15 protein-coding genes and 1 pseudogene are annotated in these 22,934 nt (G+C 60.9%); 6 read left to right on the forward strand and 10 right to left on the reverse strand.

The genetic code is table 11. The features are described 5' to 3' along the window. The first annotated feature begins 10 nt into the window (after positions 1-10). Together HL653_RS22005 and HL653_RS22010 are read left to right on the forward strand one after the other, a co-directional pair. On the forward strand, positions 11-3,592 hold the full coding sequence (locus tag HL653_RS22005) for an autotransporter domain-containing protein (RefSeq protein WP_171746386.1): 3,582 nt from the start codon (positions 11-13) through the stop codon (positions 3,590-3,592). Between the two features lie 12 nt (positions 3,593-3,604). Beyond that, a complete protein-coding gene (locus tag HL653_RS22010) occupies positions 3,605-4,360 on the forward strand; it encodes a DUF6065 family protein (protein WP_171746387.1) in 756 nt (251 codons plus the stop codon). 75 nt (positions 4,361-4,435) lie between these two features. Here HL653_RS22010 and HL653_RS22015 read toward each other — a convergent pair whose 3' ends face one another. From HL653_RS22015 to HL653_RS22030, 4 genes are all read right to left on the reverse strand, one after another. Next, a complete protein-coding gene (locus tag HL653_RS22015) occupies positions 4,436-5,239 on the reverse strand; it encodes an anti-sigma factor (RefSeq protein ID WP_171746388.1) in 804 nt (267 codons plus the stop codon). Continuing rightward, positions 5,236-6,171 (reverse strand): sigma-70 family RNA polymerase sigma factor, encoded by a 936-nt coding sequence (locus HL653_RS22020; RefSeq protein ID WP_171746389.1) that lies wholly within the window; start codon positions 6,169-6,171, stop codon positions 5,236-5,238. Before HL653_RS22020 ends, HL653_RS22015 begins: the two co-directional genes overlap by 4 nt. Before the next feature lie 169 nt (positions 6,172-6,340). Continuing rightward, on the reverse strand, positions 6,341-6,448 hold the full coding sequence (locus tag HL653_RS22025; RefSeq protein ID WP_253717274.1) for an aldo/keto reductase: 108 nt from the start codon (positions 6,446-6,448) through the stop codon (positions 6,341-6,343). Positions 6,449-6,532: 84 nt separating this feature from the next. Continuing rightward, positions 6,533-8,089, reverse strand: coding sequence for a hypothetical protein (locus HL653_RS22030; RefSeq protein WP_171746390.1), 1,557 nt, complete (start codon positions 8,087-8,089; stop codon positions 6,533-6,535). 290 nt (positions 8,090-8,379) lie between these two features. On the opposite strand from HL653_RS22030, the gene HL653_RS22035 reads away from it, so the two are divergent. Further along, on the forward strand, positions 8,380-9,489 hold the full coding sequence (locus tag HL653_RS22035) for an MBL fold metallo-hydrolase (RefSeq protein ID WP_171746391.1): 1,110 nt from the start codon (positions 8,380-8,382) through the stop codon (positions 9,487-9,489). 324 nt (positions 9,490-9,813) lie between these two features. Here the strand turns inward: HL653_RS22035 and HL653_RS22040 are convergent, their stop codons facing one another. The 3 genes and pseudogenes from HL653_RS22040 to HL653_RS22050 all read right to left on the reverse strand — a co-directional run bounded on the left by HL653_RS22040 (position 9,814) and on the right by HL653_RS22050 (position 13,332). Continuing rightward, complete coding sequence (locus HL653_RS22040; RefSeq protein ID WP_171742676.1) at positions 9,814-10,056, reverse strand: hypothetical protein; 243 nt, start codon at positions 10,054-10,056, stop codon at positions 9,814-9,816. A gap of 997 nt (positions 10,057-11,053) precedes the next feature. After that, a pseudogene (locus HL653_RS22045) lies at positions 11,054-12,067 on the reverse strand (DNA-directed RNA polymerase subunit alpha); the annotation flags it as partial. Positions 12,068-12,549: 482 nt separating this feature from the next. Further along, positions 12,550-13,332: a hypothetical protein gene (locus HL653_RS22050; RefSeq protein WP_171746392.1), complete on the reverse strand. Its 783-nt coding sequence runs from the start codon at positions 13,330-13,332 to the stop codon at positions 12,550-12,552. 265 nt (positions 13,333-13,597) lie between these two features. On the opposite strand from HL653_RS22050, the gene HL653_RS22055 reads away from it, so the two are divergent. From HL653_RS22055 to HL653_RS22065, 3 genes are all read left to right on the forward strand, one after another. Continuing rightward, on the forward strand, positions 13,598-14,755 hold the full coding sequence (locus tag HL653_RS22055) for a HEPN domain-containing protein (protein WP_171746393.1): 1,158 nt from the start codon (positions 13,598-13,600) through the stop codon (positions 14,753-14,755). Between the two features lie 575 nt (positions 14,756-15,330). Next, complete coding sequence (locus HL653_RS22060; protein WP_171746394.1) at positions 15,331-16,917, forward strand: hypothetical protein; 1,587 nt, start codon at positions 15,331-15,333, stop codon at positions 16,915-16,917. Then, positions 16,914-18,674, forward strand: coding sequence for a chemotaxis protein (locus tag HL653_RS22065; RefSeq protein ID WP_171746395.1), 1,761 nt, complete (start codon positions 16,914-16,916; stop codon positions 18,672-18,674). The genes HL653_RS22060 and HL653_RS22065 overlap by 4 nt, the downstream gene beginning before the upstream one ends. Here HL653_RS22065 and HL653_RS22070 read toward each other — a convergent pair. The 3 genes from HL653_RS22070 to HL653_RS22080 all read right to left on the reverse strand — a co-directional run bounded on the left by HL653_RS22070 (position 18,671) and on the right by HL653_RS22080 (position 22,930). Continuing rightward, positions 18,671-19,588, reverse strand: a complete 918-nt coding sequence (locus HL653_RS22070) for a 3'-5' exonuclease (RefSeq protein WP_171746396.1) — start codon at positions 19,586-19,588, stop codon at positions 18,671-18,673. The genes HL653_RS22065 and HL653_RS22070 overlap by 4 nt on opposite strands. A gap of 104 nt (positions 19,589-19,692) precedes the next feature. After that, complete coding sequence (locus tag HL653_RS22075; protein WP_171746397.1) at positions 19,693-21,243, reverse strand: DNA polymerase; 1,551 nt, start codon at positions 21,241-21,243, stop codon at positions 19,693-19,695. After that, entirely contained in the window at positions 21,236-22,930 is a 1,695-nt protein-coding gene (locus HL653_RS22080) for an RNA-directed DNA polymerase (protein ID WP_253717277.1), read from the reverse strand. Before HL653_RS22080 ends, HL653_RS22075 begins: the two co-directional genes overlap by 8 nt. Positions 22,931-22,934: the final 4 nt, after the last annotated feature.

Consider the following 22,934-nt stretch of genomic DNA (forward strand, 5'->3'; position numbering starts at 1 on the left):
GGGGGGAATCATGACCAACGGCAGCAGGATTTTGCGCGGGCAGTTGACGGCCGGCGCGTCGGCGATGGCAGTGTTCTTTGGCGGCTATGGCCGGGCGTTCGCTCAGGCGAGCAATTGCGCACCCCAGCCGGACGGAACGACCTATCTGTGCTCCGGCGCGGCCACGACCACACAGGCGCTGACCTTCGACGCCACTCGGAACATCGCAAATACGGGGCCGGCCTTTTCGGTCGATACGAGCAGCGGCGCCGGACTCCAGATACAGGGTGCCGGCAGCTTCATCGACACAAACCAGTCGACGATCACGGGCCAGTCGAACGGCATCAACTTCACCACCAACACCGGCGATATCAATCTGACGACGAGCGGCGCCGTGACCGGCCGCACTGGTCTTGGCATCAACGCCTATAACCGGGCGGGCAATATCACGATCAACGCCAATACCGTGACCGGCCTGAGCAGCGTCGTGTCTGCCCAGGCGGAAGGCCCGGCCAGCAATATCGCGATTACGGTCAGCGGTGCGGTGACGCAGACCCATGCCACCGGCACATATGGACGGATCAATACCGTCTACGGGCGGATCGACTCCTACACATCCACCGGCTCGGTGACGGTCAGCACGTCCGACGTAACAGCGGACTATCGCGCCATCTGGGCAACGACCCATGGCAGCGGCAACGTCAACGTCATATCGACCGGCAGCCTGATCGGGCATGGCGATGACGTCGTCAGAACCTCGGTCACAAGCGGCACCGCCACGGTGAATGTCCACGACGTCTCGGGCGAAAGCCGTGCTGTCGAGACGTCGGCGACAACCGGCGCCATCGCCGTTACCATCTCGGGTGCGGTCACGACGAGCCATCCGCCGGGCACGGGCACGGACGAAAACTCGATCGCCGTTTTCACCCGCAACAATACCAATGATGCAACCGCCGCCGGCCCGACCAGCATCCACGTGACCAATACCGGCAGCATCACCTCGGCTGTTCGCGCCATTCTAGCGACGAATGACGGTGGGGCTGTGACCATCACTCTCGACGGTCCGGTCACTCGCAGCGCTACAGCGTCAGCCTCGTTCGCAGATAACGGCGTCGTGGTCGTCGCGCCAAACGCATCCTCTCCCGCTCCGACGCAGGGCTCCTTCGCGATCACCGCCAATGCCAACGTCACGGACGGGAGCGGCCAGACGTTTGGCATCAATGCCACCGGCTCCACACCGTCCACGATCGTCGTGGCCTCCGGAGCGACGGTGGACGCGGGCACTGCAATTCGAAGCGTAGGCCCGGCTTCGATCACGATCGCCGGCACGGCCGTCGGCCGTGCCGCAGGCGATGGACCGGGCAACGCCCCGGTCGGCATCCGGGCGGAGGTCAGCGCCGGCCAGAATGGCTCGCTCACCGTCGATGCCGGCGGCACCGTCGATGGACAGGTCCTCGTCAACCGCTCGCTCACGCCGGCCGGCAGCTTCACCCTGACCAGTGCCGGCTCGATCACGCAGAGTATTTTCTCAGCCGCGACAACGACGCTTGCGAACACAGGGTCGATCACCGCCACGAGCGGACAGTCCGCCGTCGAGATCCGCGGCCCGAACAGCGTGATCAACCTGACCAGCGGCACGGTCACCGGCGACATCAACGTCACCACCGCCGATCTCGCCCTTGGCGCCTCGAACGTCACGTGGAGTGGCGGCGCGATCGTCGGTGGGGTCGAGCTGCGCTATACGAGCGACACGACCAGCGACACTGTCGCGGGCAACCAGCTCAGGGTGTCTAGCGGCGCCAACCTTGCCGGCACGACGCATCTGCGGGGCCAGAGCAGTCATGACATCCTGGTCCTCGATAATGTAACACTGCGCGGCGGCACGTTTTCCGACGATGCGACACGCGGGGTCTCGCTCGGCTACGGCGCCGTCGGAGGCTGGAACCGGATCGACTTGGTGAATGGTGCGGCGATGACGCTCACCGGTGATCTGCGTACGGCGGTCGACAGGGCTAGCCAGATCAATATCGACGCCAATTCGCGCCTGCGCATCGCCGACGGCGTGAATCCCACGATCGGCGGGGCGGACATCACCGGTAATCAGCTTGGACTGATCCTGACGAATGCTGGCACGTTCGACATCTCGAACGGAGCCTTGGCGGGCAAGCTGGCGACCGTAAGCGGGAACTATGCTCAAACCGCGAGCGGCTCGATGATCATCGGCGTTTCGCCAAGCGCTATCGACCGCGTCAACGTGCTCGGGACAGCCTCGATCGCCGGCAATCTCGTGCTGGCCTGGGCTCCGGGCACCTACGTCGCGGGGACGCGTGCGTTTCTGACCTCGACTGCGCTTTCGGGCACTTACGCCACTGTCAGCAACGCGGCCGGCACCACCGCGCCGTCCGGAGCCTCGGTCGACTATTCGGCTACTGCGGCATCGCTGACGATCGCAGCACAAACGCCGACACCCACTCCGACGCCCACTCCGACGCCGACGCCAGCCCCAACGCCCACCCCGACACCAACGCCCACTCCGACCCCGACGCCCACTCCGACCCCGACGCCCACTCCGACTCCGACTCCGACCCCAACACCAACTCCCACCCCAACGCCCACGCCGACACCAACGCCTACTCCGACGCCCGCAGTCGTATCGCCGCTAGGCGCTCGCATGTTCAGCACGCAGGCGTCTGCGTTCGCACAGATCAGCGAGAGCCGGACAGCGGATCTTCTTGGCCGCATTCAGGCTGACGGCGGCGGCAACGGCTTCTACAATTTCGCGTCGTCTGGCGATCAGCGGGCTCGCGCCTGGATCGAGCTGACCGGCAACACGCTGGGGGCGGATAAGACCGTTACGCGCGCCCAATTCCGCGCGAGCGCTGCCGGGATGCAGATGGGCGCCGACCTTGCCGTTGGCGCGGGTGGACGTATCGGTATCGCGGGCGGCTATGACCGCACGTGGTTGAATGACAGCACCGGCGGCCACGGTTCCGGCGACGTCGCTCGCATCGGCCTTTACGCTTCTCAGACGATCGGCCGGATCGGTCTATCGGCCGTCGCCAATTATTCCCATGCGTGGCAGCGGAACCGCCGCGAAACGGGCATCGGACAGGCATCCACCCACTATGGCCTCACCGATCTCACCGGCGCGGTCCAGGCGTCGACAGCGTTCGACTTTGCCGGAACCACCATTACGCCGTCGGCGGGCGTTATGGTCTCGCGCCTGACAGCGAGCTCCTTCGCCGAGGGCGGGCAGGCACCGCGCGCCTTCGCCATCACCGGCAGGATTCAAAGCCGGACGTTCGTCTCACCCTTCGCCGCCTTGGGACTGTCCCGCGTGCTTGCGGGCGCTGGCGGGATGGAATGGGTGCCGGACCTGCTGATCGGCTACCGACACAGCGCTGCCGCTACGGGGCCAAACGTGCTGCTCGTTGCGCAGGATGGCACCAACTTCGATGGCAATCGGGCCGGCTTGAGCAAGGATAGCGTTCAGTTGGGCGCCGGTCTGACCGCGCACAAGGGTATCTGGACCGTCTATGCCCGATATCGCGGACAGATCGCCAATCAATGGACCGATCACGGCGGATCGCTTGGGCTCCGTGTCGCCTTTTAAGGAGCGATCCCGATGAAGCTCGAATGCTTCCTTTATCCGGGGTGGGAGCCACGCATCCGTCCCGCCCCCCGCCGCCGGGCATGGATGGACGAGACACCGGAATCGTTCGCCTATCGCTGTCTGCCGTTGTCGATCGCCAACAGCCACGGCTGGGAGATCGCCAATCCGTTTGGTTTCTCGGCGCGATGGAACGGAGGCTGTGCCGTTTCGGATGTCGAGATAAAGTTTGATGACTCGACACGGTCCGTAGTCGAGGCGCCCGTCTCCCTGTTCGGCGAAGGCGTGCTCACCTTTCATATCCCCGGACTGTTCAGGACCGAGCCCGGATGGAATCTGTGGGTTGGAGGGGCGCCCAATGCGGCGAAAGACGGCATAGCTCCGCTTTCAGGCATCATCGAGACCGACTGGTCGCCGTACAGCTTCACGATGAACTGGCAGTTCACGCGCGCCGGCCATTGGATCCGCTTCGAGCCGGACGAGGCCATCGCCTTCTTTTTTCCGGTCGAGCGTAAGATGATCGAAGAGACGGTACCGAGCTTCCACGACATCGGGGATGCTCCCGAACTCCACGCGGCATTTGAGCAGTGGAGTCGCTCTCGAGATGCTTTCCATAAGCGAATGCGCGAGGCACCGCCCCGCGACCCTGCCGACAAATGGCAGAAGCTCTACTATCGTGGAGTCTGCCCTGCCGGAAATCCGGGGACTGATCATCACCAGACGAAGCTGCGCGTTCGCGACTTTTGCACGATGAGAGAGACGAAAAAGTGATGCCTAGCGGCGTCGATACCGCAGCAGCGACAGCGCCTGAAGAGACTGCCAGCTAGCGCTTCCCGAGCCGGTCGATCAGCCGGCAGCTGCCTTCACAAAAAGCTGTTCGAACTCACGCAGCTCTTTCCCGTTGAGATCTGAGATGGCCGTGAACTCAAGATCGCCGGCCGTCCACCGGAGGATGTTGTATCCGTCTCTGGTTTCGTCCCCAGCGGCACGCGATCCACTCGAGGTAACAGGCCGGACGAACACGTTGATGACGTGAAGACGGCGGTGATAGATAAGAGCCGCAACCTCGCGGCTCTCAATCAGGTCGACGCGTCCGCCCGCCAGCGGAAAACCGTCCTTTACGAGGTCGGGCACGGGTGGAGCGAAATCGATCTTGCCGTTGAACCAGGGTTTCACGACGTGTTTGTCGGAGGTTGCGACGTCGATCAGATGATCGGCCAAAAGCGAACGGGTGTGCGCCGCAACCAAATCGTTTCCTTGTTGGACCGTCGGCGCGCGAGGGATCGCAATCATCAGCGCAAGGCCTGCGGCAAGTCCGGTCGCAACGCCGGACGCCCAGCGCCAGCTCAGCACATGACGCGCGAAACCTGCATTCCTTGGTCGAAGGGCTACGACGTTGGTTGGGGCGCCTTCCGAATGAAAATCGACCTCCTCCATCATAGCTAAGATGCTGCCCTTCAGGGCTCCCGGCACCGGATAGGATAATGGCTCGGCTCTCAGCGCCGTGCGAAGCGCCAGAATATGCTCATATTCGGCGCGGCACGCGCCGCACTGCCTCAGATGCGCCTCGATCGCGAGCGCGTGAGCGGCATCGATCTCGCCATCGGCGAGCCCGTGGACCAAAAGGCTTTTGTCCGGACAACCGCTCATGTGCGATCTCCGGAGACGGACGACAGCACCGAAAGTCTGGCTCCTAGCATCTGCCGCGCACGGGCGAGACGCGACATGATCGTGCCGATAGGTACATCAACGATGGTAGCGATTTCCTTATAGGACAGCTCTTCCAGCTCGCGGAGGACCAGAACCTCCCGAAAAACCGGAGGAAGCTCTTCGATCTCCCTCTGAAGGGCTGCCGCTTCGTAACGGCCGATCAGCCATTCTTCTGGCGTGGGGTCTTGATCGGCGACGAGCTCGGCCTCCTCGACCGGAACCGCGAAGCCCGGATCGCGAGACCTGGCGAATACGCAGTTGCGAACGATTGCGAGCAGCCATGCCTTGGACGCACTGCCCCGCCATCCGTCAAAACCGCGATAGGCATTGAGGAAAGCTTCCTGAACGACGTCGTCGGCCGCGACAGCATCACGCGTCAGGAAGCGTGCCAGAGAATAAGCGGCTCCCATGTGCGGAAGCATGATCGCTTCGAATCGCTTTGCACGTTCCGCCAAACCGCACCCCACGCGACGAAAGGCCGACTGCATTGCCGCTCGGACCAGCAGGCCATCACTTCGGCTCAAACAAATGGATCGGAGCCAGTGCGACCATGGCAGCAGCGGCGCGCCGAAGCGAGGCAAGAATGTCGTTTCTCCGAGATTTGAGGACCGTTCATCTTGAAGCGACGCACAACGGCGTGACCGCGCGCCGGCGCAGAAGTCCGGAAACAACAGCAAGGCACTTGGAAGGCGCAAATAGTGAGTAAATGGGGCCACGTCGGATATGAGATCGGCGGCCGCAAGTTTATTCCCGGCGATTAAAAACAGCTCTCGCTTGGCAAGATTCTTGCGGCGCTGTCGTCTAATCGCGCCCGGCGCAAGGAGTTTTTGAGATGCCGTTGCCAGAAGCATGGTCGTCTTCGCGGTCGGCATGGGCCGCCGCATGATGGGGCTTCGCGGAGCGATATCTCCAAGGTTCTCAGACGGCAACAGATGATCGACTGCCGACTGGCAGCGGTGACGGCGGTCTGAGGCAAGGCAGCGTAATTGTCGTCTCTCCCGGTCAAGCAGGGTTTTTAAGGGGCAGAGCGGGATGTCCGAACTACACCCAATCCGGGCAATCGCGCACGGCCGCGCCCACGCCCTCCTCGTTGCGATAGAACATGGCGGTGTCGACGTAGCGATAGCCCGCATCCAGCGCGGCGCGCACGATCGTCTCGGTTTCGGCGGGCGGGGTCTGATAGACGCCGAGGCCCAGCTGGGGGATCGTCCGGCCGTCATTGGAGACACGTCTTCACGGCGTTGCTTGCTGGCGAGCCTCTGCCAACTGCGGCCGTTCTGGGTGGTCAGGGCGCGGTGACATAGCCAGCAGCTTCTGGAAGTAGGTCCTGGCGCTCTGGCTGTTGCCGGCTCGCTTGGCCGCCTCGGCGGCACCGTACAGCGACCAGAACCGATTGGGCTCCTGAACAAGCGACGCTTCGAACGCCGCCAGCGCTTCTACCGGCTGGTTATCCTCTAATAGCATCTCGGCCAGCATCTCCCGGGCCGGCGCCAACGGTCCGGGCGTTACAGACGCCAACTGCGTCTTGTCCTCAAGGTCGGCAGCCTGGCGCATGCCCGTCAGTGCTTCGGCGATATGACCTTCTTCTAGGGAAAGGGTTGCCGCAACTTCCCGCCGCTGAATATCCGTCTGTCCTGCCCAATAGTCCTCGCCCTGCTGGGCGAGCTTATCGTGGATCTGGTCCAGCGATGAGATCGCCGTCCGCGCGGCAGCCGCGTCTTTCAAGTGCGCCGCGCCCAAGCCCCGAGCGAAGTAGGTGATCGATTCTGCGTAGGGAAACCGGCTCGGCGTCGGCTCGAGCTTGACCGCGCTTGCCCAGTCCCGGCGCTCGAGCGCGTAGCGCGCCGGGATCGCGGCGTGAGCGTAGTAGGCGGCCGAGGCCGGCGCGGCGCCGTTGGCTTTGGTGGGATCGAAGCGCGAAAACACTTGGACGGAGGCTTCGGCAAGCTGCCCGGCAGCCTTGTCCTGTCCAGTCTGTAGGTATGCGTAGATCATGTAGTCGCTGGCGTGCAGTTCGTCGGCTGGTTGTCCGGCAGCCCGCGCCGAGGTCGCCGAAGCCAGGTTGGTGTCGATCGAGGCCTGCCAGTCGCCGATCCGTGTGAAGGTGTGGGAGGGCATGTGCAGGGCGTGGGGCGTCGAGGGTGCGATCGCGCCGTAGCGCTTGGCCGCCCCGGCGGCGCGTGACGCCAAGGCCGGCTCGTCATAGGCGTGGATGATGTAGTGAGCCAGGCCAGGATGGTCGGGATATTTGGCAAACAGGCCTTCAAGGATTGCGCCGGCCTTCAGTTGCTTGGCGTAGGTCTTGTCGGCGGGATCGGCGGCCGCTGCGAGCGCCAGGGCGTAAAAGATCCTGGCTTCGGCGTCCTTGGGATAGTCGGCGGCCAGACGCTCCATCGCGCGTTCGTAAGCGACGGTTCGAGCGTCCTGGTCCAAGATCGCAGTCTCGGTGTAGAGGTGCGCGACCGCCTCGATATAGGCGCGTTCGCGCGAGGTCTTGGCCTTAACGGCGCGGCCGACCTGGACCGCTTCGAGGCCTTCTTTCAGCTGTAACGACGACTTGAATCCGGCAAACGGGTTGCTCCAGCTGCTCAGCGCGATTCCCCAATAAGCGATGGCGCAACTGGAGTCAGCCGCAAGCGCGGCGCGATAGCCGTCGATCGCCGGACCAAATTGGAAGGAATGCATGAGCGCCACGGCGCGATTGAAGCGCAGCTGCGCTCCCGCGTTGCACGAGGTTTCGAAGCTGACGTTGCCAAGTCGCTCCATCGCGACATGGTCATGCCCGGCCATCTGTGCCGACGCCGGGCCTACTGGGAGCACAACCAGGAGCCATGAGGCAAGAAAGATCTTCGATCTCATGACACCTAGCCGTTAAGATGAGGACTCGGGACATAGACAATTTTCCCCGTCGAAAAGTCCATCGCTATGGACGCAGAAGGACAGAGGCGCCTCACCATTTGCATGATGATAGGGGTTTGCAAGCGCAATTTCGCTCGGGCAGGATCCGGTAAAGCGACTTTGCTGGTCTGAGCCGCAGCTTCGTGAAAGAGTGTCGGCTAGCCTTGGGCCGGAGACACGTGATGACTTCGAAGCCCGATTTCGCCTCCGACCGCCGCGCACTGATCGTGGGCATGCTGGCCAGCCTATTGGGAGGGACAGTCACGCCAGTCCAGGCTCAGTCACGGTTCAAGTCGCCCGTGGTCGATCGGCTGACTCTGCAAGTGCTGGTCGACAACGCCACTTTCGGCCCGTTCCTCGCAAATCAGACATTGCCGGGCTTGACGGTGAAGCGCGACACCACGCCCCGCGCTGCTCGTATGCCGCGCCAGGCGCTTCTCGCCGAGTTTGGCCTCTCCATTCTGGGCACCTCTCAGGTCGGTGATCAGACCCGCCGGATACTGGTGGATTTCGGCTACAGTCCAAACACCTTGGCCAACAACCTGAACCTTCTTCGCATAGATCCCGACCAGTTCGACGCGGCGGTGCTGAGCCATGGCCACCTCGACCATTACGGTGGTTTCGACGGGCTTTTCGCAGGGCGCACCGCCAAGGACCGCCACCTTCCGCTCTATGTGGGCGAAGAAGAAGCGTTCTGCGAGCGGCTGGCCATGACCGGCTCGCCGCCCTCGATCATGGGTGCCTTGGATCGCGGAGAGTTGGCCCGCTCAGGATTACAGGTGCGCATCGCCCCCGAGCCGGTGGTGGTTGCCGACCAGGCCTTCACGACCGGCATCATCCCGCTGACGTCATTCGAGCGCGCCGCGATACCCACGGTGATGCGGGCTGGTGTCGGTTGCGATGCAGCCAAGCTGTCACCGGAGAAGCGCGGCGGTCAGACGCCCGACGATGGCGAGCACGAGCTGGCCACATGCTATGCCGTCAGGGGCCTAGGCCTGGTGGTGGTCTCCTGTTGTAGCCACCGGGGCGTACTCAACGCCGTTCGCCGCGCTCAGGCCTTATCGGGCGTCGACAAGATCCATGCCGTCGTCGGTGGCTTTCATCTGGTAAAACCTCGCACCGACGAGGATGCGCGCCGGACGGCCGCCGAGTTCGTCAAGCTGGACCCGACCTACATCGTCCCAATGCACTGTACCGGTGAGGTGTTCATCGCGGAGGCCACTCGGCTAATGCCTTCTAAGGTTATCCGGCCCTATGTGGGAACACAGTTGGTGTTCGACGCCAAAGCGTGAACGACACTGTTCGGCGCCAAGAGCCCGTATCTTAAACGGCTGGATGCGAAGCGCACAGGCCTCCGTCTGCTCGGTCCAAACGAATGAGCGGTTCCGAAGCGAGCGGGCTTTCAAGAACCGGCCAGGAATGTCGCGAGCTGGTCGGAAGCCGCCACTACCGCAACTGACCCATTTCCAGATATCCAACAGTGCTGAGCCGTTGTTTGAAACCGGACGCTGGTTCAGGTTGGCCCTTCATCGATGGCTTCGCTTGACTGGGCTTCGGAGGCGCTTCCTTCTTTGGCTTACGCGCCTCTTTCGTGCCCCGTTTTTGAGCTTTGGCCATCAATCAGCCATTCCGCGATCGGGAGTTTCGCTGGGATCAAGCGGATGCCCAGCGTTTGCGATGATCGCGTCGGCCACACCATAAACGGCGAAAGGTGCACCCGAACTGGCGCTGAGTTCGCCGATCCTTCGAGCATAGCCTGCCGCCAAACCGCGATGCGACGCACGCGCTTCCGGGCTGGCGCCCTGCGCTTCCCGCATCAACGAAACCTGGTGCCTGTGGAGGAGGAAATTGAGAGCCATAACTGCATCCCGACCTGTAAGCGGGAGCGCCATCGAGTCTCTCTGCCGCCGGCGCTTACTGCGAAATGCCGTCGATAACCCCCATATAGTGTCGCGATGAGGAAAAGTAAGGCCCCTGCCTTACACGATAGAACTTTTTAGGCCGATCCAACGCCGGACTGTGAGCGACCCGAGTTGTTTGCCACGCGCGGACGTCAGGTCATATCGATGCTACGGCAGTCTCGGGGATTTCTACATCTAGAATGGAACGGCACGGCGTGGCGAGAAATAGTTGGCCGACGCGCAAACCTCGATCCGCCTGACCTTGCAACTTACACCTATCGCAATTGTTAACTCCATAACGGTCCCATGCCGTCCGCCCCCTACAAGGATGACTCATGAGCGATGGCACGCCGCCTCACCCCCTCAACGACGGGGAGCTAGACGCCATGCGCGAAAGCATGAAGCATGGAGTTGATCGACTGGCTCTCCCACCCGGCAGGAAACGTTGGACGCCGCGCACAAAGCCCGTAGATGAGATCGGACCACCTCGACGTTCGTATCGCTGAGAACGCAGGCAATCGGTGTTAAATGCAAATTCCGGCTGGCAGCTTCGTAGCGGCCAAGACCCACAATCCGACATTCAGCCACTGCTCGCGGCTTCCCGGAACCCGCCGTTCGTTCATGTAGGTAGCGAAGCGGTGCCGCGCTGCCCGCTGCAATCGTCGACCATGAAGTCTCGCGCCGCTTAGCTGGCGATCGAGCTCAGGTCCCCAACCTCCTCAACCGTCTAGATCGGGTAGCGCGCCGACGAAAGCTGGCGGGCCAAGCCTGATGAAGATGAGCGATATGTCTACGGGTGCTGTCAGTCCAATGCGAAGCTGCTTTGACAAACCGCTGACACTGTCTGCGGCGGGGCGGTACGTCCCGCCTCACCTTCACTGGAGTGCTGGTTCAAACACTTGCGACACTGTCCATTTGCAGCTTCCACAACGCCAGATTTGTCATGCGAAAGCGATCAAAACTCCATTGCGAGTTTCTCAGTCATTTCCGCAATATTCTCAGGTGGCCACCCAGGATTCTCCGTGCCGAGCCGCAAGCCCATGGACGATAGCACCTCTTTGATCTCATTGAGAGATTTTCGTCCAAAATTCGGCATCCGGAGCATCTCCGCTTCAGTCTTTTGAACGAGATCGCCAATGAAGAGGATATTATCGTGCCTGAGACAGGTTGCAGTACGAACTGAAAGCTCCAACTCATCGATTTTTTTGAGAAGGAAGCGATTGAGCGACATGCTCACATGGTCAGGATCATCCGCTGGCAATGTATCTACCGAGGCTCTTAACCATTTCAGTGACGGGGCAGGCTGCTGAATCGCCGTTTGTTCCACGCCGACCTTTGCTGCGCTTTCGTACAGATCGAGGTGATTTCGCAGAATTCCGGCAGATTCCGCTAGCGCCTCGCCCGGCGTGAGAGAACCGTCGGTTTCGACCGTGAGCGTCAACCTGTCATAATCGAGCTCGCTTCCGCGTCGCGTATTCTCGACTTTGTATGCGACTTGTCGGACTGGCGAAAAAAGCGCGTCTATTGGAATGAGGCCGACTGGGGCGTCCGGCGGTCGGTTTGATGCGGCAGGCAAATATCCCTTGCCGCCGGAAGCCCAGAACTCAATGCCAAGCGTAGCATTGGCATCAAGGTGGCAGAGTGCGAGCTCTGGATTGAGAATCTCTACGCCTGCTCCAGCCATAATGTCGGCGGCCGTCACGACGCACGGACCCATCACGTCAAGTCTGAAGTGGCGCTCTTCATCGCCGTCTGCTTTGATCGCGATTTGCTTAATGTTCAAAACAAGATCGGTCACATCCTCTCGAACGCCCGCAAGGCTTGAGAATTCATGCAGTACGCCATCAATACGTATCGCCGTTATTGCCCATCCGTTGATCGCAGACAGAAGCACGCGTCGAAGGGCGTTCCCGAGAGTGAGGCCAAAACCGCGCTCCAAGGGCTCGGTCACGAAGGTCGCTCTGCGCTCTTTCAGTATCGACAACGATAACTGGCTCTCGACGACTGCAGGTGCGACGACCGTCTGCTCCACCGCCGAAGTCGACGCGCTCTTGCCCAGTATGCTGGCTACGTCGCTTAATTCGTCCGGCTGATCGGCGAGAAATGCTTCGACGAGCTTTCGGACGCTCGATCCTTCCGTATAGTCTGTGCGGATGCTCTCGAGAGCGGTCCGGAGATAAAAGACGTTGCCGATCAGTAGTCCGAGCGAACGAGATTTGAATGCTGAAAGCGGGCGATCGCCGATAGCCATGTGACGTTGGCTATTGGTGTTGATGACAACGTCATCTTCGTCGAGCTCAATCTCATCGAACCCGGTGATTACATCTCGTTGGCATCGCTGAACGTAGGCCGCCTCGTCACGATCGTCATCGGACTCGAACAACGGAATAACAAATCCGTCTCCGATCGCCGCTGGATGCAACGCGCCAGTGAGTCTATAAAAATTCTGGCTCATACGAGGTATTTTTCCGTCTTGAGCCACGCGCGTGTGGCGTCTCGAATCTGCCTTTGTCGTGCATCGACGTGATCGTGATCCAATTCGTATGGCACACGTTCGGCGTCTAGCTTCCCAGCAAACGCTACGATTTCGGGCTCTTCCAACGCCGTCGATGGCCCCACGATCGCGAGGACGTTATCTGGGCGCAACGTGATCGGATCGATGAAATGCAATTCGATCGATGCCGCACGTTGATCGTAGGTGGTCTTGTTGTTGGGGCTGCAAATCTGTTTCAAGCTGTCACTATGGAAATCTAGCTTTGATATCCTGTTGGACAAATCGCTTCGTATCGCCATCTCGTAATAAGCGGAGTTGTCACCGAAGAACGCGCTCACGACCTGAGACGGGGAATCTTTGCCGTCGGGGAGATAGTACTCGTCGATATCTGCATTCTCACAGATATCTTTGTAGAAAAGATCATATCCGCCGGAATCAAACGGGAGCATACTGGATGGGCAGGGAAGCTTGTTATAGTCAAGAATGAACGTGTAAAGCGCAGACCATATCGAGTTGCTCGACCTGCCATCGCTTTTCGGTCTGTAACTTGGTTTTCCGTAGAAAAAGAACGATGCCTCTTTTCCAACGATTGGGTCCAGACGCCCGGCCGCGATCGTGCCGCTCTCCATGATTCGGATGAAGCTTCGCCCAAAACATGTGTGCATGGCGGGGAGCACGGGTGTGGCCGATGCAGACGTTGTGATGAAGCTCTGAAAACGGTGCGCAGGACCTAGCGCCATCGATCTCATCCTTTTTGAACGTCGGCTCACTTGAAGCTAGGTTGGCCTAGGTGCCACCTTTCAACTCCAAATATCAAGACCGCGAGGCGGCCGCGTATGGCGCCATCGCCGCCAACGTGCATGCGCCTTGGCATGCGCGGCTTCGGTCCACAATTCGAGGCTCCTTGTGTCTCGCGTCGCCCATTCCGCGAAAAGATGATCGTCAAAGGATGCCAGCGCTGCAACAGCGATGGCGAACTGGTGCGTTTGCTTCTAGCCATCGCGGATGGCAGGTACGGATCTGGACGACGAGCATCAGGATATCCCCGAGGGTACAGACGGCTCCGACCTGAGGCCAAACGAGTCCATACAGAAGATCCTGATCTCGGCGGTCGCGCGCTTCACCGGCGAATTCTCTTCGCCGAATTTGCTGATCACGCATGCGTGGCCGCCATTCCATTCGGGCCGAAGGGACTGGTTTCGCGAGGATACGCCTCTGTCGCGCACGGCGTTCGTGCTGTCGTTCAGAACGGTGCGATCTCCGAAGCTGCCGGGCTTCGTCGTCCCGAACTATGAACCTGCGGGCCAAATCGTAGGCGCTGTGCTCAGTGTGCTATTTGGTAAGCGCTTCGATACGCACGGGCCTATCGAGATGTCGGGTAGTTTCGGTGTTCCTGATCTTTCGGCCTTCTCGATTCCCAACAATCCGTCGCTCCCTCACATCGGTCCGAAGGTACGGGCAGACTACCCCGTTCCTCTGGAAGTCTCGGAGGCTCGTCGGATGCAGCCCCTCTTCTTGGGCGATCATCCCGACGCTGCAGCACGATCGGCGTTCATGGCCGCCGCCCGTTTCTATCAGCGGGCACTCCAGGCGATCGAGGATGATCCTGAAGTCGCGTATCTCCATCTGATCACTGCCGGCGAGATCATCGCTAACCACAAGCCCTTCGTCGAGGAGGAACACATCGATGAACAAACCCGCGCGGCTCTCGCGCGGATCGAACGAGAAATGGATGGCGGAGCGGCATTGGCCTCGCAGCTAAGAGGAAAACTTCGCGGAATAAAGCGGAGGTTCGTCTCGGCTGTCGCCTCTTACATTGATCCAGGTTTCTTCGATCGAACCGAGGCAATTGATGGTTTTTCGGCCTTCCGGTCAGATAATTTCACCCAGCGCCTGGCGGCTGCCTATGATCTTCGCAGCAAATCCGTTCACACTGGCCGACCGTTCGGGAGCTGGATCGCGGCCAGAAGCGACAGAGGCGAGGTGCAAAGTGGCGAACCGGTTGTCGAAGATGACAGGGAGTTGGCGCGGATCCTTTACCGGGCACCGACCTTTGTGGGTCTGGAGCGCGTGCTCCGGTATGCCCTGATCGGGTTCGCGCAGGAGCTGGGCGCCGCAATGTCGAATATTGGCGTTCGCCCTGACAGTGACGACAACGGCTAGGCCGCTCGCCTAGCTTCGAAATGCGCCTCCATATCGATCAGGGGACGGCCGACGGCAACAAGGTGTGTTGGGCATCCCAGTTCCGACCCACAACCAAACGTTCAGGTTGCCCTGCCCGCTTCTCAACTTCAGACATTTACTAATCTTGGGCTCGCCCGGGGTTCGACGGGCTGCCGACGATGATCGAGATGGCAAAAAGTGGGACTTTCCGGTCATTCTGTTGCGACGTGTTCAACGACGGCTTTTGTCAAACCTAGACATTCGAGGTAGTTTGAGCACTGCCTGATACTGGATGATTGCTCAGGTGAATTTCTCTGGCGTCGACTGGGTCGCGAGCAGATCTGCCGTCCAATGGATGAACCCACACCAGCCTTCGCCTATATAAAGACTGCGGACCGACCCAAGCGTCCGCCGATGGGGGACGATTGAGCGACCGGGAAGACCTCATCGCAGCAGCGAATGCGGGCACGCTGCCCGAGCTGTTTGTCGAACGGCTGCGCCGTCACCGCACCGACGAGCTCGGCAAGGCTTTCCGCGCGACCCTGACCAAACTTCACAATGACGGCACGATCGATGTGCTGGAACCCGCGCGGCAAATGGCGACATCACCGATCAACCAGCACGACTTCTTCACGGTGATGCACGTCTATAGCGAGCTGATCCCGGCGCTCGACGCCAGCGTCCCGGACATGCTCGCCGCCGTCAAAGCCCTGTCGACGCGCGCCGGCGAGGATGTCGCCGCTGGCATGGCCAATGGCGGCTATCGGACCTGGGCCGAACAGGGCAGCCGTGCTCGCGACACGTTCGAGACAATCAACCCCGAGGACGGTGACGATAGCGCCTATGTCTTCCTGGCGTTGCAGGCGCTGGCCAAGACCGAGCCCGATACGGCGCTCGACCGCGCGATCCTCTATGTCGGCAGCAATGCCGGTCCGGCGCGGTCGGCCGCGGCCAAGGCGATCGGCACCTTCGATCTAACCGATCCCGACCGCCGTACCCGCGCTACCGACGCGCTCGCCGCCCATGCAGCGAGCGCCGACGACAACAGCCTCGGCCATATCCTCGCGGCGATCTGCGAAATCGCTAAAGCTCACCCCGACACTCACACAAAGGCCGCGGCGCTGATCGACGCCAATATCGAACGCACCGGCGACCATGCGATCCACCAGCTATCGCTCGAACTGATGTTCCATGCCGACGAGCTACCGCCGGCAATCGTAAAGCCCCTGACCGCGATCATGCACCGTGTTCCGATCGGCAATCGCGGCACGATCCGCGACATTGGCGCGGCAGCGGGCAAACTCGCCGACAAGAACCGCCTCGATGAAGCGCTGGCGCTGATCACGCCGTTGCTCTCACAGCATGAGGAGCTGACCTCCCTCGAGCCGCTCGGCAGCCTAAGCTATCATCTGCTACAGTTACCGCCCGACGAACTCGCTCAAACCATCGTCATCTGGCTGCTGGCGTGCGACCCCAATCTTGGCCGCGCTACTATGGCGCTGGTCGGCGACCATCATGGCGATGCGCCGCTCATCCTCGATCCTCGCTCCGCAGCCGCCAGCCTCGACGACCCCGAGCGGCTGCTGCTTGCCCACCGGGCGATCGGCTGGCTGTTCGTCCATCCGGTCACTGCCACGTCCCTGGTGGTCGGCCTGCTCGACGGCGCCGGCGACACTGCGCAGCGCACGATCGCCGAACTGCTGTTCGATCCGCTGCTGATCAACTTCTCGGGGTCGGTCGGCGAGTGGATCGCCGAACAGGCCAAGGCTCCGGATCATCCGTCGCAAGCCATCCTTAACGATCTCGTCACGCGACTCGAGGCCTATATCGAGGGGCTGCGCGCGCCCGGCCGGATCAAGGAGTTGCGCCCGTCCGAGCGCGAACGGCTGATCGAGAACCACCGCCAGCATGAGTCGATGCGCCAAGTCTATAAGGCATCGAAGAAAACCTCGATTCTCGCGTCGCTCGCGACGCGGCAGGTGCTGCTCTACGGCACGCGCTCGATCAGCTATTTCAAAGGAACGGGCGGCAAGCAGCAGCGCAGCGAGATGAAGATGCACAGCTTCAGCCACAGCATCGAATCGCCGCGCCTCGACATTCTCGAGCCGTTCGATCTCGACTATATGCTGCGCGTGTTTCGCGCGATGAAAGCCGCGTCATGAAACTCGTCATTCGGGAATATCTTGCGTCGCTAAAGGAGCGCGACGAACTGGATGCGGTTCTGCCCGACCTACTGACCGAACTGGGATTCACGGTCTACTCGCGGCCGGCGCGTGGCACGCGCCAATATGGCGTCGATGTCGCCGCGGTCGGCCCCGGCCAGGATGGCATCAGGCGCGTGCATCTGTTCTCGGTCAAGTCGGGCGACCTTGACCGCAACGAATGGAATACGGCGAGCCCGCAAAGTCTCAGACCGTCGCTGGATGAGATTCTTGATCATTATATCGCGAGCCGCATCCCGCCCGAGTATGCGAGCCTCCCGATCGCGATCTGCCTGACCTTCGGTGGTGCGATCGACGAGCAGGTCCGCGCCGAGGTGACGGGTTATATGACCCGCAACACCACGCCCAAGATCAGCTTCGAGGAATGGAACGGTGATCGGCTGGCGCAGGTTATTCTCGACGGCATCTTGCGCGAGGAACTGCTGCCAGCACCGCAACGCAGTCATTTGCGCAAGGCCGTGGCGATGGTCGAGGAGCCCGACATCGCGCTCGACCATTTCCAGAAACTGCTACGCGCACTCGCCGACCAGCCCGGCACGACGCCCGCAGCCCGGCTCAGCCAGGCGCGGCTTATCAACATCTGTCTGTGGATAGTGTTTGTCTGGGCGCGCGAAGCCGAGAATGTCGAAGCGCCGTACCGGGCCAGCGAACTGGCGTTGCTCGAGGTATGGCAGCTGCTGAAGACCGACATCGCCAGGACTTCGAGAGCAGGCGAGGCCGCCAGCCTCGTCCTCAACGAACTGGCCGAGCTCCATTTCCTAATCTGGGACGCGCTGTTCGAAGATAAAATCCTGCCGGCGGCCGAGACCCGTCACGCGATCTCGACCGTGGTCGAAAGCCACGCCGCGCTCGACATCAACCTCAAGCTGTTCGATCTCATCGGCCGGCTGGCACTGCGCGGGCTGTGGCTGGCCTGGCAATTGTCGCCGGCGAGCGGCCCCGTCGTTTTCACCAACGACTATCTCAACACGCTCCCGGCCCTCATCAGCGACACCACCCGAGCGACCGTCAACAAGATCGACCGGCTGATCGAGGCGATGATGGCGATCGTCAGCAACAATCGCGCGTTACTCTCGCCGATTGGAGACTGGCAAGCGATCGACATTGGTCTCGCCTTCACGCTGCTCGCCTGCCGTCCCGGCGCGCACGGCGCGATCGATCAATGGGCCGAGGAACTCGCAAAGCACTCGATGTTCGCGTTCAAAGCGCATGGCCGCTACCCGATTACCAGCAGCTCCTATTGGGACCTAGTCGACCATCCGTCGGAGCGCAGCGACGCGTATCGCACCGCCTCTACCGAGGGCAGCATCCTCTATCCGCTGCTGGCAATTTGGGCGGCGGCGAGAGGCGAGCAGATGCTGTTCGACGAGATCGCAAAGTTCAGCGAGGACGCCCTTGCACATTGCACGTTCCAGACTTGGCTTCCCGACGAGGACAGCGAGGACAATCTCTATCTCAACCGCGACAGCCACGGGGCGGCGCTAGCCGGCATTCCAGTGACCGAGGGCACGCGCGACGCGCTCGATTTCATTCTCGCCGAGGCGAACACCAACAAGCATTACGACCAGCTCACGGCGGTGAAGCTCAGCCATTGGCCGATCGTGCTGACCGCTTGCCGTGCACATCGCTTGCCGGTGCCGCCGCAAGTCTGGCGCGACCTGCTGCCCCATATCTGCCGACCAGCCCGGAGGACTTAGCCTGCCGGTATGGCGTAGGTTATTATATTCAGGCGATCGCTGTACCGGTTCAACGCGTTCAGCTCGCAAATGCGGATTTGGGCGGACCAGCCATAGATGTCGCTTCGCAGATAGGCCATCTCCGGGTGGAAGCCCGCTTCGTCGAGATCGATCCACCAAGCCTTGGGCCTACCGTCGCTGCCATCGGCCCACCGATAGCCACGGGCCTTGAGCAGATCCTTCTTCTCGAATGGCGCTCCATCGGCCCAACACCGCCAGCTTCGCGAGTTGGCCGATGACAAAAGCACCTTCATCGCGCTTTCCGGCCCTCCCACCGGGACGCCGCGGCTCAATATTTCGATGCCTGCGTAGCAGTCGTTCACCGCGCGGTGACCATCGTAGTAGAAACCGTGTGCCAGTCCGATCATGCTGAGCTTAGCGCTCTCAAAACCATGGGCCGCCCAAGGAATCTCAGAGAAGGAGCAGGCCCACCGGTTGTTCACCAGCTGTGGACAGAACCGCTCGACGAAGCGCCGATCGAACCCTGCATTGTGCGCGACGATAAGGCTTTCTCCAGCGAACTGGGCGGCCGCCGTGAAGTCGATCGCCTTGCCCGCCACCATATCAGGCGTGATGCCGGTCAGCCGTGTCACATCGGCGGAGATCAGCTTCTGTGGCTGGCGGAGGGCGGATCCTCCGATCTCAACCCCGGCTATGCGGCCCGAGTCCTCATACCAGAAGGGCACCATCGCGAGTTCGATGATCTCGTCCTCGTTTGGATCCAGTCCCGTGGTCTCGACATCAAGGAACACGGCCCGCTTCATGTGTGGCATCGGCACGAAGCCGGCGGGGGGCACCTTTAGCCGGCGAAGTACCCGGTAGTCACCGCTCGCCTCGAGCTGGGCGGCGAGCGCCTCCATCGTCGGATCGGTCATGATGTTAGCTCCCTTATCCAGCATGGATGGCGGTCGAGTTTCTCAAAGCACCGGCCGATACTCCGGAAGGGCCGCCATGCATCGGCGTTGATCGAAGCATGTGCTCAAGCCGGTGCGAAGTCCCCGACCGACGCCTTTCCAGCGATCCGGTTTCCCAAGGTTTCCGTCATCACGCGCTCGAACGCGGCGATCACCTTTGATGGGGTATCGGAGAGACGGTGCTCGAACAACAGCGCGTCGTGCATTGGAAGCAGAATGGTGACGTCCTTCAGGCTCTCCATTTCGAGGAGCGCCTTTTTGAAGATCAGCGATCCAGTGCCCTGAATGACCTGGCTGACCGCGGAACGCCGCTCCTTGCCCGTGAGTGCGCCCGAGTTGCTCCGGGCGTAGTGATTGCCCATCTCGGTAGCGATCCGTCCCGTGCGCTGGAACTCCGCGCAAACCTCCTTTTTCCATTCCTCGTATCGGGCGAAGACCCGAAAGGCGTCCTTAGCCTTATCGCGCTCGGCCCCCAGTTCGACGGCGGCATCCACCAGTGCCTTACGGCTCATCCCATAGGCGTATGACAGGAAGAGCTGCTTGGCGGCCTTCCGGTTGCCTGTGAGCCCGAGATGGCTCCCCGCGAACAGTTCGTACATGTCCCCAGCCGCGTACAGCGTGGCGAGTTGCTGATCGCCCGAGAGGGCAGCCATGATCCCCACTTCGAACTGATCGAAGTCAACGTAGCTCAGCTCCGCGCCTTCGCGAGCGCAGATGATAGGGCGATACTTCTTGGACATGCTCTGGAGCGGCGGGTTGCGCAAGAGTATGCGCGACGTGCGAGACCCGAAGACGTCCACGATAGGGCGCGTGCGCCCGCCAGCCAAGGTCAAGGAGGAGAGCACGCGCTTGGCGGCGTCGAACTCCTCAAGGGCGAGGGTATCGCCTCCGAAATCTTCGGAATGGGGCACAAACTCCAGGACGTATCTCGTGGAAACGCCTTCAAACTCGAACCCCAAGGCGTGAAGTTTCCGTTCGATTGATGTCCGTGACGGGGTCTCGAGCGGCATGTCGTGCTTGGCCGAATAGTTTTTCAGACAGTAAAAGTAGTCGTGCTCAGCCTCGCGGCGCTTGGCCGACAGATCCGCCGCTTTAATCGTTACTCCCGCAGACATTGCCTTCTGGAGCAGGCGGTAGACGGGCATTTCAACGCTGAAAAAGCGCTCCGTTTCGCCCTTCGCGGCGGCCTGGGCGCAGAGTGTCAGGTAGAGCCTTGCGATCGCTCCCGCCGCCTTCGTGGCGATTTCGGCATCGAACGGGATACCCCGATTGAACATTCTTTTGTACGCTGAGCAAACCTCCTCAGATGCTCCGCAGGGGCCGAGATGGGCGCTTATGTCGATCTTCTCGCGATTGAGCCGGTCGTCGGGATTGCCGCTGATCGAGATCCGCAATTCGTCAATGTCCAGCACGACTGCTGGAAGATCGCCGGTCGTATCGTAAAGCAGATCGCGGATCATCCAGAAGTCGTGACAGACCACCGGACCGGGATAGGCGACGATCTCGACAGGGTTCGTCGCCACGAGCCGATCATGGACGAACCAATAGAAGCAGTCGGCACCTCTGCCGGTGAAATCTTTGATAAAGATGAGTAGCTTGGAAACGAAATCAATCATATTCGCTGATCTCGTCCACAAGGTTCAGGATGTCTGGTCGCTCGCGGACAGCGAAGGGAAGCCCCTCCTCGTCGTCGTAACGGCCCGCCCGGTCCCTAGTCGCTTTCAGTGCTGTCGGCACCTTTCCATAGAGCGGACGCAGCTTGTCGTCGTCCAGCACTGCAGACGAAATGAGCAGATACCGGGCGTTCTGATACGGAAGGCCTTCGAAGCCACCTATGCTTCTCTCGATCAGGCCCTTCTCGCCGACACATCGCAGCCAGATAAGTATGGCTGCCGCCTCCCCTGACTTCATGTCCTCCTGAAGTTTGCGGTCGGCAAGAGCGACGAGGCCGTCAGATCGGTGCTTGCGCATGCCGAGAAGCAGCCAGATGTTGTAGTTCTGCCAATCGTGGATGGCACCGTCTTCGGCCAGCAGGAACGCCTCCAGTGCGGGCAAGCACCTCCCGCCGCGATCCAGGATTGATATGAGCCGGCAGTATTGATCGGTCGTTACGGCATGGTCCGAGAGTGACGCCGAGAGTGTATCGAGGAGCGAGGTAGAGAGGGCGTCACTAACGTCGAACAGACCGGATTCCACAATCTGGGCGACACGGTTGACCGCGAACCTGAAAGAGCGAGACTGCGTTTCTCCGGCTTCGATGCACTTGGTAAGGATTTCGAAGATGTAGGTTACGGACCGCGTGACGATCCGCCGACTCCGCGACTGCCACATCTGGTTGATCGCGGTCGTCGTGCTGTCCTGCGACGGGAAGAATTCGGTCAGGTCCTCCTGCGACGTCTCGGGGGACAGGATCGCCGTTTTGTTCGCGTTGATGTTTAGTCCCACCGTCCGGAGGAGGCGGATGAGGTCCTGCAGAGCACGTCGGGCATGGACCTCGCTATCGGCGATGACCCGGATGTCGTCGACGTAGCGGTAATAGTCATACCCCTTTGCCGCCATCGCTCTATCGACGCTGGCAAGGAGCATGTTGGAAAGGAACGATGAAGCGTCCCGGTTCTGTGGCAGGCCATGGCTTCCGCTGAACGTCCACCGTTCGAGAAGCCTGTCGAGGGTTGCGATTGCATTCCTGATCTGCAGCTTCTCCGGTCCGGTCGCGTCGATTTCCGGAATCACTTTCTCGAGCCCTGCGACGATCTGCTCGCGCGCGATATTCTCGAAGAAGTTGCTGAGGTCGGTGACCAGCAGGAACTTGCCAGAGCGGACGAAGGTCAGCGTAACGCCTTCGAATGTGAACCAGCGATTGATCTTGTTTTTGAAGAGATACTTCCTGTTCTGGGGATTGGGCTCGTATCGGTAGCTGAGCACCCGATGACCGAGCAGCTTGTCATAGTATGGTATCAGAAAGGTGCAGATCGACTGGTAGACAAACCGGTCGAAGAAATCGGTTTCCAGTCCATACCGTTCGCCAAAGCCCTTTTTGGGGATGTTACGAACTACGCTGCGGGTTCCCGCGTATACGCCGTTCCACTCCTGGAGCATTGCGACGATGATCCGCTTCGCCTCCTCGGAATCGTTGAACAGATCGTCGTATTGGAGGCAGTCGAAATACCAGTCGTCGCGCATGTCCTGTCGGAGATGCTTGAGGACCAGATCGAACTGGATCGGAAAGCCAAGTGCCTGACCGTTCTGCCAGAATGCGGAGGTCAGAAAGTAGTCCTTCTCCTCCTTGTTGTCAGTCGACACTCCC

This window comes from Sphingomonas sp. AP4-R1, assembly GCF_013113735.1.
Classification (GTDB): domain Bacteria; phylum Pseudomonadota; class Alphaproteobacteria; order Sphingomonadales; family Sphingomonadaceae; genus Sphingomonas_I.

Coding starts and splice junctions, on each gene's coding strand:
- HL653_RS22040 (WP_171742676.1), bottom strand. CDS start 10,056: ATGGCTCTCAATTTCCTCCTCCACAGGCACCAGGTTTCGTTGATGCGG.
- HL653_RS22010 (WP_171746387.1), top strand. CDS start 3,605: ATGAAGCTCGAATGCTTCCTTTATCCGGGGTGGGAGCCACGCATCCGT.
- HL653_RS22055 (WP_171746393.1), top strand. CDS start 13,598: ATGGCAGGTACGGATCTGGACGACGAGCATCAGGATATCCCCGAGGGT.
- HL653_RS22065 (WP_171746395.1), top strand. CDS start 16,914: ATGAAACTCGTCATTCGGGAATATCTTGCGTCGCTAAAGGAGCGCGAC.
- HL653_RS22070 (WP_171746396.1), bottom strand. CDS start 19,588: ATGACCGATCCGACGATGGAGGCGCTCGCCGCCCAGCTCGAGGCGAGC.
- HL653_RS22015 (WP_171746388.1), bottom strand. CDS start 5,239: ATGAGCGGTTGTCCGGACAAAAGCCTTTTGGTCCACGGGCTCGCCGAT.
- HL653_RS22075 (WP_171746397.1), bottom strand. CDS start 21,243: ATGATTGATTTCGTTTCCAAGCTACTCATCTTTATCAAAGATTTCACC.
- HL653_RS22030 (WP_171746390.1), bottom strand. CDS start 8,089: ATGGCCGGGCATGACCATGTCGCGATGGAGCGACTTGGCAACGTCAGC.
- HL653_RS22005 (WP_171746386.1), top strand. CDS start 11: ATGACCAACGGCAGCAGGATTTTGCGCGGGCAGTTGACGGCCGGCGCG.
- HL653_RS22020 (WP_171746389.1), bottom strand. CDS start 6,171: ATGCCGACCGCGAAGACGACCATGCTTCTGGCAACGGCATCTCAAAAA.
- HL653_RS22035 (WP_171746391.1), top strand. CDS start 8,380: ATGACTTCGAAGCCCGATTTCGCCTCCGACCGCCGCGCACTGATCGTG.
- HL653_RS22050 (WP_171746392.1), bottom strand. CDS start 13,332: ATGGCGCTAGGTCCTGCGCACCGTTTTCAGAGCTTCATCACAACGTCT.